General features: G+C 63.6%; 9 protein-coding genes and 1 pseudogene. 6 read left to right on the top strand and 4 right to left on the bottom strand.

What is annotated here, in order from left to right; genetic code table 11:
• Positions 1-460: pseudogene (locus tag K675_RS0127460) on the top strand (Si-specific NAD(P)(+) transhydrogenase); the annotation flags it as partial.
• Between the two features lie 42 nt (positions 461-502).
• On the opposite strand, the gene K675_RS0127455 reads toward K675_RS0127460, so the two are convergent.
• Together K675_RS0127455 and K675_RS0127450 are read right to left on the bottom strand one after the other, a co-directional pair.
• Complete coding sequence (locus K675_RS0127455) at positions 503-1,225, bottom strand: glycerophosphodiester phosphodiesterase (protein WP_017906670.1); 723 nt, start codon at positions 1,223-1,225, stop codon at positions 503-505.
• Between the two features lie 62 nt (positions 1,226-1,287).
• Positions 1,288-1,875, bottom strand: a complete 588-nt coding sequence (locus K675_RS0127450) for a PilZ domain-containing protein (protein WP_017906669.1) — start codon at positions 1,873-1,875, stop codon at positions 1,288-1,290.
• Between the two features lie 95 nt (positions 1,876-1,970).
• Here K675_RS0127450 and K675_RS0127445 point away from each other — a divergent pair, with 95 nt between their 5' ends.
• The 3 genes from K675_RS0127445 to K675_RS0127435 all read left to right on the top strand — a co-directional run bounded on the left by K675_RS0127445 (position 1,971) and on the right by K675_RS0127435 (position 5,224).
• Entirely contained in the window at positions 1,971-3,221 is a 1,251-nt protein-coding gene (locus K675_RS0127445) for a lipoprotein-releasing ABC transporter permease subunit (RefSeq protein ID WP_026145579.1), read from the top strand.
• Between the two features lie 7 nt (positions 3,222-3,228).
• A complete protein-coding gene (gene lolD, locus K675_RS0127440) occupies positions 3,229-3,912 on the top strand; it encodes a lipoprotein-releasing ABC transporter ATP-binding protein LolD (RefSeq protein ID WP_186681762.1) in 684 nt (227 codons plus the stop codon).
• A 67-nt stretch (positions 3,913-3,979) separates the two neighbouring features.
• The gene (locus tag K675_RS0127435) at positions 3,980-5,224 is read left to right on the top strand and encodes a lipoprotein-releasing ABC transporter permease subunit (protein ID WP_017906666.1); all 1,245 of its coding nucleotides are present in this window, start codon (positions 3,980-3,982) and stop codon (positions 5,222-5,224) included.
• Positions 5,225-5,448: 224 nt separating this feature from the next.
• Here the strand turns inward: K675_RS0127435 and K675_RS0127430 are convergent, their stop codons facing one another.
• Positions 5,449-6,810 carry a heavy metal sensor histidine kinase gene (locus tag K675_RS0127430; protein WP_017906665.1) on the bottom strand — a complete coding sequence of 454 codons (1,362 nt, stop codon included), beginning with the start codon at positions 6,808-6,810 and terminating at the stop codon, positions 5,449-5,451.
• Positions 6,810-7,490 carry a heavy metal response regulator transcription factor gene (locus K675_RS0127425; protein ID WP_017906664.1) on the bottom strand — a complete coding sequence of 227 codons (681 nt, stop codon included), beginning with the start codon at positions 7,488-7,490 and terminating at the stop codon, positions 6,810-6,812. Before K675_RS0127425 ends, K675_RS0127430 begins: the two co-directional genes overlap by 1 nt.
• Before the next feature lie 155 nt (positions 7,491-7,645).
• Between K675_RS0127425 and K675_RS0127420 the strand changes: the two genes are divergently transcribed.
• Both K675_RS0127420 and queF read left to right on the top strand, forming a co-directional pair.
• Positions 7,646-8,170 carry a cupredoxin domain-containing protein gene (locus K675_RS0127420; protein WP_017906663.1) on the top strand — a complete coding sequence of 175 codons (525 nt, stop codon included), beginning with the start codon at positions 7,646-7,648 and terminating at the stop codon, positions 8,168-8,170.
• Positions 8,171-8,251: 81 nt separating this feature from the next.
• Positions 8,252-9,082: an NADPH-dependent 7-cyano-7-deazaguanine reductase QueF gene (gene queF / locus K675_RS0127415; protein WP_017906662.1), complete on the top strand. Its 831-nt coding sequence runs from the start codon at positions 8,252-8,254 to the stop codon at positions 9,080-9,082.
• Positions 9,083-9,283 lie beyond the last annotated feature (201 nt).

Raw genomic sequence — 9,283 nt, 5'->3', positions numbered from 1 at the left:
TGGCTGGCCGAGCCTGGCCAGTGCCGCCCACGACCAGGGGCGTTCGGCAGCGGGCAGCATCGTCGACAACGGTAGCTGGCGTTATGTCAACGACGTGCCGACCGGGATCTACACCATTCCGGAGATCAGCTCGATCGGCAAGAACGAGCACGAGCTGACCAAGGCCAAGGTGCCGTACGAAGTGGGCAAGGCGTTCTTCAAGAGCATGGCGCGGGCGCAGATTGCCGGCGAGCCGCAAGGCATGTTGAAGATCCTGTTCCACCGCGAAACCTTGGAAGTGCTCGGCGTGCACTGCTTCGGCTACCAGGCTTCGGAGATCGTCCACATCGGCCAGGCGATCATGAACCAGCCGGGTGAGAACAACACCCTGAAGTACTTCGTCAACACCACCTTCAACTACCCGACCATGGCCGAAGCCTATCGGGTAGCTGCCTACGATGGCCTGAACCGGCTTTTTTGAGCGGCTCCGGCCGGTGGCCTGAGCCGGCCGGGGAGACCGATTTCAGCCTTTCCCAAGTGTGGCCGTGGCCAAACCGGGAAAGTCTGTAATCAGGCTATCGACGCCGAAGTCGGCGAGCCTGCGCATCAGCGCCGGCTCGTTGACTGTCCACACCGACACGTGCAGACCCTGGCGCTGGGCCTTGAGCAGGCGTTCCGGGGTGCAGAGTGTCCAGTTCAGTGCCAGGAACTCGCAGCCATAGCTCTGGGCGACCTTCAGCGGGTCGAGCCAGGCGTATTCGGCGACCAGTCCGCGTGACAGGTCCGGGGTCAGCTCCAGGGCGGCCTTGAGCACTTCGCGAGAGCTGGAGGTGATGGTCACCTTGTCCAGCAGGCCGAAGCGCTGCGCCATTTCGCGAATCGCCAGTACCGTGCTCGCCGCTCGGGTGCGCGAGGCGCTCTTGACTTCCAGTTGCCAGTGCTCGAAATCGCACTGTTCGAACAGCTCCTCCAGGCGTGGGATCGGGCAGGGCGTGATCCAGTCCGGACCGCCCTTGCGCGCGTCGTAGGTCACCAGTTCGGCGGCGGTGTGTTCGACCACCTTGCCGCGTCGGTCGGTGGTGCGCTTGAGGGTCGGGTCATGGATGACCATCAGTTCGCCATCCATGGACAGGTGCAAGTCCAACTCGCAGCGGCGCACGCCGTGCTTGAGGCACTCCTGGAAACTGGTCAGGGTGTTTTCCGGCGCTTCGCCTTTGGCGCCACGATGGCCATAAATCAGAGTCACGACTGCTCCTAAGGAAAAATGATCCGGCAAGTAATCGGGGGTGACACAATGGAATCCGAGGCTCAACTGGCCTCGGGGTCGTTCTGCTCGCGGGCCAGGCGCCGTTGCTGGGCCTGTTTCTGCAGGATATAGCGGGCCAGCAACTGACGCTGGGCATCGGTCAATGTTTCGAACTCCGTGCCGATTTCGAACGAGCCCAGGCTCTGCGGTTCGCAATGTGTCACCCTGGCCCGCAGCAACAGGCCCAGGGCCTGCGGCATCAGCACCAGCTTGACCGCCAGTTGGGTGCCGGCCGGGTAGGCCACATCGTGGCTGAACTCGATGCCGCCTTCGGAGAGGACCACCGACTGCGGTTCGCCGATTTCGCCGAGGATGGTCATGGCCATCACCTGGCTCAGCAGATCGATGCGCTTGTTCTGGGATTTCAGGTAGGCGGAGAGGGCGCGGTCGCGCTCGGTGACCTGACGCAGCAGGTGCTGCGACTCGAACTCGCTCAGGTGCAGTTCGCTCAACAGGTTGAAGAGCGGCGACGCATCCTGCAACACATCCTTGCCCGCGGCATCGGCGGCGGACAGGGGGCGGATTTCCAGTGCGATCGTGTCCTCGATACGGTAGTATTCGCGGCGATCTTCTTCATCCAATGTCGACATGGCGAACCCAGGGCAGAGGTAATGGTCTGAGTGTAAAGCTGCTGAACCGCCCTCGCCACATGGACGTCTTCTTTTCCTTCGAACCAGTCCCCGACATGTTCAGACCACTCTTCGTATTTATCGGTACGCGTTATACCCGTGCAAAGCGTCGCAACCATTTTGTCTCCTTCATTTCCCTGACCTCGATCATCGGCCTCGCCCTGGGTGTGGTGGTGATGATCGTGGTGCTGTCGGTGATGAACGGCTTCGATCGGGAAATGCGCGACCGCGTGCTGGGCATGGTGCCCCACGCGACCCTCGAATCGGGCGAACCGATCAGCGACTGGCAGGCCCTGGCGGACAAGGTCCGGCAGGACCCGAAAGTCGCCGCCGTGGCGCCCTTCACTCAGATGCAGGGGCTGCTGACCAACAACGGTCAGGTGCAGAAAGTGCTGCTCAACGCCATCGACCCGGCGCAGGAGCGCAAGGTGTCGATCATCGACCGCTTCATGCAGCAGGGCCAACTGGACGCGCTGGCGCCGGGCAGCTTCGGCATCGTCATCGGCGACAAGGCCGCGACCAAGCTCGGTGTCGGTCTCGGCGACAAGCTGACCTTCGTCGCCCCGGAGGTTTCGGTGACGCCGGCGGGCATGTTTCCGCGGATGAAGCGCTTCACCGTGGTCGGCATCTTTCATGTCGGTGCCGGTGAGCTGGATGGCTACCTGGGCCTGACCAACCTCGACGACCTGGCCCGCCTGCACCGCTGGAAGCCGGACCAGGTCCAGGGCCTGCGCCTGAAGTTCGACGACCTGTTCCAGGCGCCGCGCGAGGCCTGGGAAATCGCCCAGCGGTTGGGCGACAACCATTTCTACGCCCGTGACTGGACCCGCACCCACGGCAACCTGTACCAGGCGATCAAGATGGAAAAGGCCATGATCGGCCTGCTGTTGCTGCTGATCGTCGCTGTTGCCGCGTTCAACATCATCTCGACGCTGGTGATGGTGGTGAACGACAAGAAAGGTGACATCGCGATCCTGCGTACCCTGGGGGCCACGCCCGGGCAGATCATGGCGATCTTCATGGTCCAGGGCAGCGTGATTGGCGTGGTCGGTACGCTGATCGGCGCCGCGGTGGGGATCTTCGCCGCGCTGAACGTCAGTGCCGCGATTTCCGCTCTCGAAGGCCTGATCGGTCACAAGTTCCTCAATGCCGACGTGTATTTCATCGACTACCTGCCATCGCAACTGATGGCCGAGGATGTCCTGATGGTCTGCGGCGCGGCATTGGTCCTGAGTTTCCTCGCCACCCTGTATCCAGCCTGGCGTGCGGCGCGCACCCAGCCTGCGGAGGCGCTACGTTATGAGTGAGTTGGGCATGAGTGATAAAGCAGTGCTGAGTTGCCGCAACCTGGGCAAATCCTACGAGGAGGGCCCGGAGTCGGTGGTGGTGCTGTCCGGCCTGCAGCTTGAGCTGTTTGCGGGCGAGCGGGTGGCGATCGTGGGCAGTTCCGGTTCGGGCAAGAGTACCTTGCTCAACCTGCTGGGTGGGCTGGATACGCCGTCCAAGGGCAGTGTCTGGCTGGCCGGCGAGGAATTGTCGGCGCTGGGTGAAAAGGCCCGTGGCCTGCTGCGCAACCGGGCGTTGGGCTTCGTCTACCAGTTCCACCACCTGCTGCCGGAGTTCACCGCGCTGGAGAACGTCTGCATGCCGCTGCTGATCGGTCGCACGGCGATCCCCGAAGCACGCCAGCGCGCCACGGCATTGCTGGAGCGGGTCGGGTTGGGCCATCGCCTGGAGCACAAGCCGGCCGAACTGTCCGGTGGTGAGCGCCAGCGTGTGGCGATCGCCCGGGCACTGGTGAACAAGCCGGGCCTGGTGATGCTCGACGAGCCGACCGGCAACCTCGACCACCATACCGCCCAGGGCATCCAGGACCTGATGCTGGAACTCAGCACCTCGATGCATACCGCCTTCCTGGTGGTGACCCATGACATGAACCTGGCGCGCCAGATGGACCGTGTGCTGCACCTGACGGACGGCAAGCTGGTCGCTATCTGATTCGCCCAGGCCGACCCGCGCGGATGTGCGCGGGGGCGGCTCGATTATTTTCTACGGTGGCCTGCGAATGTTCAGACCGTTATCGATTTTTATCGGCACGCGCTATACCCGCGCCAAACGCCGCAATCGTTTTGTTTCGTTCATCTCGATGACCTCGATGATCGGCCTCGCCCTCGGTGTGCTGGCGATGATCGTGGTGCTGTCGGTGATGAACGGTTTCCAGAAGGAAATGCAGTCGCGGATTCTCGGCATGGTGCCCCATGCGACCATCGTCGGGGTCAAGCCCATCGATGACTGGCAGCCGGTGGCCGCCGCCGCCATGAAGAACCCCCAGGTGACGGCGGCAGTGCCTTTCACCGAGATGGACGGGATGCTGTCGTACAAGGGGGCGATGCAGCCGATCCAGATCAGCGGGGTCGATCCGGCCCAGGAAGGCAAGGTCTCGATCGTTGCCCAGCACATCGTCCAGGGCAAGCTGGAAGACCTGAAAGCGGGTGAGTTCGGCGTGGTGATCGGTGAAATCACCGCCCGGCGTTTCCGCCTCAATGTCGGCGACAAGCTGACCCTGATCGTTCCGGAAGTCAGCAGCGATCCGGGCGGCATCACCCCGCGCATGCAGCGCCTGAACGTGGTCGGTGTGTTCAAGGTCGGTGCCGAGCTCGATGGTTCCATGGCGTTGATCCACATGGCCGATGCGGCGCAGATCCAGCACTGGCAGCCGAACCAGGTGCAGAGCGTGCGCCTGGCGGTCAAGGACCTGTATGCCGCACCGCAGGTGTCCGCGGCCATCGCCGGCGGCCTGGGGGGCGGGTACAGGGCCGATGACTGGACTCACACCCAGGGCAGCCTGTTCAGCGCGATGAAGATGGAAAAGACCATGATCGGCCTGTTGCTGTTGATGATCGTCGCGGTGGCGGCCTTCAACATCATCGCAACGCTGATCATGGTGGTGAACGACAAGGGGGCGGACATCGCCATTCTGCGTACCATCGGTGCCACGCCCCGGCAGATCATGGCGATCTTCATGGTCCAGGGCACGGTGATCGGCATCGTCGGAACCCTGATCGGCGGTGTGCTCGGGGTGATCGCGGCGTTGAACGTCAGCGAACTGGTGGGCTGGATCGAGCGGGTCAGCGGGCAGCATATCTTCAGTTCCGACGTGTACTTCGTCAGCAACCTGCCATCGCAGCTGCAGGGCGGGGATGTGGTGTTGATCTGTTCGGCCGGGTTCATCATGAGCTTTCTCGCGACGCTGTATCCGGCGTATCGCGCGGCGAAGACCGAGCCGGCGCAGGCGTTGCGCTACTCGTAATCCGGGATACCGCTTTCGCGGATAAACCGGGGCGCCGGACCGCCGGCTCCCACAGTTTCGTGGCGTTCACAAGGTTTGTGATCAGCGCACTACCTTGTGGGAGCCGACTGTCTTTAGCCCATTGCCGATGAGTGGCAGAACCGGCCTCCATGAAGTACGGCAGACGCCGCAGAACCGTGGGAGCCGGCGGTCCGGCGCCCCGGTTTGTCCGCGAAAAGGGGCCCTCAAGCCTGGCGCGGCAACTCGATGACGAACCGCGTCCAGCCTTCCTCCGACTCACAGCGAATCTGCCCGCCATGGGCCCGCACGATCGACTGGGTGATCGCCAAGCCCAGTCCGGCATGCTCGCTGCTGCCTTCGTGACGCGCCGGGTCTGCCCGGTAGAAGCGGTCGAACAACCGGGGCAGCGACGCTGCTGCGATCCCCTCGCCGCTGTTCTGCACGCTGATGCGCGATCCTGTGGCCGTCACCTCCAGACTGAGCTGGATCTCACCCCCAGCCGGCGTAAAGCGCAGCGCATTGTCCAGCAGGTTGGACAGCGCCCGGCGCAACATGCTGCGATCGCCCCGTATGCTTGCCGTGCCGCTACGGGCCAGGCGTACCCGGTTGTCTTCCGCCAGTGGGGCAAAGAACTCCAGCAACACATTTGCCTCATCCGCCAGTTCCAGTTGTTCGAAGCTGGGGCTCAACAGGCCGTGGTCGGCCTTGGCCAGGTACAGCATGTCGTTGACCAGTTGCGCCATCCATTGCAGTTCCTCGAGGTTGCTGTGCAGTGCCTCGCGGTAGTCTTCCAGTGGGCGAGGGCGGGTCAGCGTGACCTGGGTGTGGGTCAGCAGGTTCGACAGCGGTGTGCGTAACTCATGCGCGATATCGGCGGAGAATGCCGAGAGTCGCTGGAACGAGTCTTCCAGGCGTCCAAGCATGGCGTTGAGCGCTTGGCCCAGTTCGGCCAGCTCTGCCGGCATCCGGTCGATGTCCAGGCGCGGGGTCAGGGAGTTGGCGGAGACGCTGCTCGCCACCTCGCTCATCCGTCTTAGCGGGCGCAGGCCGCTGCGGGCGGCCCAGGCACCGAGCAGGGCGGTGGCGAGGGCCGACAGGCCGACCGTCAGCCAGATCAGTTGCTGCATGCGCTGCAGGAAGTGCTGGTGGTGGGTGATGTCGAGGATCAGTGTCAGCTTGGGCGAACCCGCCTGGCCCGGGGTGAGTGGCGCATTGAACAGCCGGTAGGCGCTTGCGCCGTCCAGCAGGCTGAGCAGCCCGGGTTGCGTGGGCAAGGTCTTGGGCAGGTGCGGGGCGCTGTCGAACCAGGGGTGGCCGTCGGCGCCCTGGACTCTCAACGCCAAGTCCGGGCGCAGACTGATTTCGCGTTGCAGGCGCTTGCGCAATGGCTCGAACTCGCCGAGGTCTTGCACAGGGCCCAGGCTGCTGCGCAACTCGGCCAGGCGCCCCTCCAGCAGTTGCTGGTCGAGTTCGATGAAGTGCGATTCGCTGGCGCGGCTGAACAGCACGCCGGCCACCAGCGACACCGTGGCGGTGCAGGCGGCGAACAGCATGGCCAGGCGACCGGCCAGGGACAGGCGGCGCATCACAGGTCCCGCTCTTCGAGCACGTAGCCCATGCCGCGAACGGTGTGGATCAGCTTGTTGGGATGGGCGTCGTCGATTTTCAGGCGCAGGCGGCGGATGGCGACCTCGATGACGTTGGTGTCGCTGTCGAAGTTCATGTCCCAGACCTGCGAGGCGATCAGCGATTTGGGCAGCACTTCGCCCTGGCGGCGCAGCAGCATTTCCAGCAGGGCGAATTCCTTGGCGGTCAGGTCGATGCGCTGGCCGGCCCGTTCGACCCGGCGGCGGATCAGGTCCAGGCGCAGGTCGGCGACCTGCAGGCTGGTGTCCTGGGTGTTGCCCCCGCCGCGGCGCAGCAGGCTGCGGACCCGGGCCAGCAATTCGGAAAAGGCGAAGGGCTTGACCAGGTAGTCGTCGGCACCCAGCTCCAGGCCGTGGACCCGGTCCTCGACCGCGTCACGGGCGGTGAGGAACAGCACCGGGATTTCCAGGCCGGCGGCACGCACCGCCTGGAGGATCTGCCAGCCGTCGCGACCGGGCAGCATGACGTCGAGAATCAGCAGGTCGTAGTCGCCGGTCAGGGCCAGGTGCTGGCCGCTGGTGCCGTCCGCCACCAGCTCGCAATTGAAGCCGGCCTCGTTGAGGCCCTGGCGCAGGTATTGGCCGGTTTTCGCTTGGTCTTCGACGATCAGCAGTTTCATGGATGACTCATGGCAGATGGAACGGTAACGTTATACAGGTCGACCGGCCACCCGCGCCCAAGCTGACAAAGTTGTAATCTTTCTGTCAGCCTGGTGGCAGCGGCCTGGCCCTACAGTCTTGCACAGAGTGAAACCTGTTCCGTTGGAGTGTGACCATGTTTGTGCGCAATAGCCTCGTGTTTGCCGGCCTGCTGCTGGGTTCCGTGGCCTGGGCCTCGCCGGCCGGGCATTATGACTTCGGCCAGCCGGCGCCGGCTGCGAAGGCGACCCGTACGATCGAAGTGACCATGACCGATATCGCCTTCGATGCCAAGGAGCTTGAGGTCAAGGCCGGTGAAACGGTGCGTTTCGTGCTGGTCAACAAGGGCCGGTTGTTGCATGAGTTCAACCTCGGCGAGGCGGCGATGCATGCCGAGCACCAGCAGGAAATGCTCAAGATGCAGCAGAGCGGCATGTTGACGCCGACCGGCATGCAGATGCCGAAGATGGATCATTCCAGTATGGGCGGCATGGATCATGGCATGATGAAGCATGATGACCCCAACAGTGTGCTGGTCGAGCCGGGCAAGACCGCCGAGCTGACCTGGACCTTCAGCAAGGCCGGTACGCTCGAGTTCGCCTGCAATATCCCCGGGCACTACCAGGCGGGCATGGTCGGCAAGCTGAAAATTGACCGCTGAGGCAGGTCGCGGACCTCGGCACGCTGAAAGCCGGACGTAAACCCGCTAGACTGGGCGGGTTCATTCTTTCAGGTTTTTGTTATGCATCCCGCAGCCGAACATTCGCCGCTGGGCAAGTCCAGTGAATACATCGCCACATACACGCCCTCCCTGCTGTTTCCGATTCCGCGCGCCGCGAAATGGGCCGAGCTGGGGCTGAGTGCCGAGACCTTGCCGTATCACGGCGTGGATTTCTGGAACTGCTTCGAACTGTCCTGGCTGCTGCCGTCGGGCAAGCCGGTGGTGGCCATCGGCGAGTTCAGCATTCCGGCCGATTCGCCGAACATCATCGAGTCTAAGTCGTTCAAGCTGTACCTCAACTCGCTGAACCAGACGCCGTTCGCCGATATCCCGAGCCTGGAAGCGGTGCTGCGCGCCGATCTGTCGGCGGCTGCCGGCAAGCCGGTGGGGGTGCGTGTTCGCCGCCTGGGCGACGTGCAGGCCGAGGGCGTGGTGGCGTTGCCCGGCACTTGTATCGATGAGCTGGACATCAGTGTCAGCGACTATGCCCATCCACGGCCTGAGCTGCTGCGTTGTGATGCGTCGCGCCTGGTCGAGGAGAGCGTGCACAGTCACCTGCTCAAGTCCAACTGCCCGGTAACCAGCCAGCCGGACTGGGGTAGCGTGGTGGTCGAGTACCGTGGCGCGGCGCTGGATCATGCCAGCCTGCTGGCCTACCTGGTGAGTTTCCGTCAGCACTCGGACTTCCATGAGCAGTGCGTGGAGCGGATCTTCCTCGATCTGCAGCGGCTGCTGAAGCCGGAGAAGTTGACGGTGTATGCACGTTATGTGCGCCGTGGCGGGCTGGACATCAATCCGTACCGCAGTACTGAAGTGGTGGACTTCCAGAACCAGCGGCTGGTGCGCCAGTAGGCAGATCAGGTTGCGGGTTTGTGTGGCGAGCGGGCTTGCCCGCGCTCGGCTGCAAGGCAGCCGTGAGCTCATAAACTCCAGTATGCCTGTTGATCTGCGAACACAGGTTTCAGGGGCGCTTCGCACCCCAGCGTGGGCAAGCCCGCTCGCCACACAGAAATCAGCTTCCACACAGAAATCAGCTTCCACACAGAAATCAGC

The organism is Pseudomonas fuscovaginae SE-1 (assembly GCF_000364705.1).
In the GTDB taxonomy this organism is placed as follows: domain Bacteria; phylum Pseudomonadota; class Gammaproteobacteria; order Pseudomonadales; family Pseudomonadaceae; genus Aquipseudomonas; species Aquipseudomonas fuscovaginae_A.
Note: the sequence above shows the minus strand (reverse complement) of the source record. Positions and strands in the feature narration are given on the sequence as shown.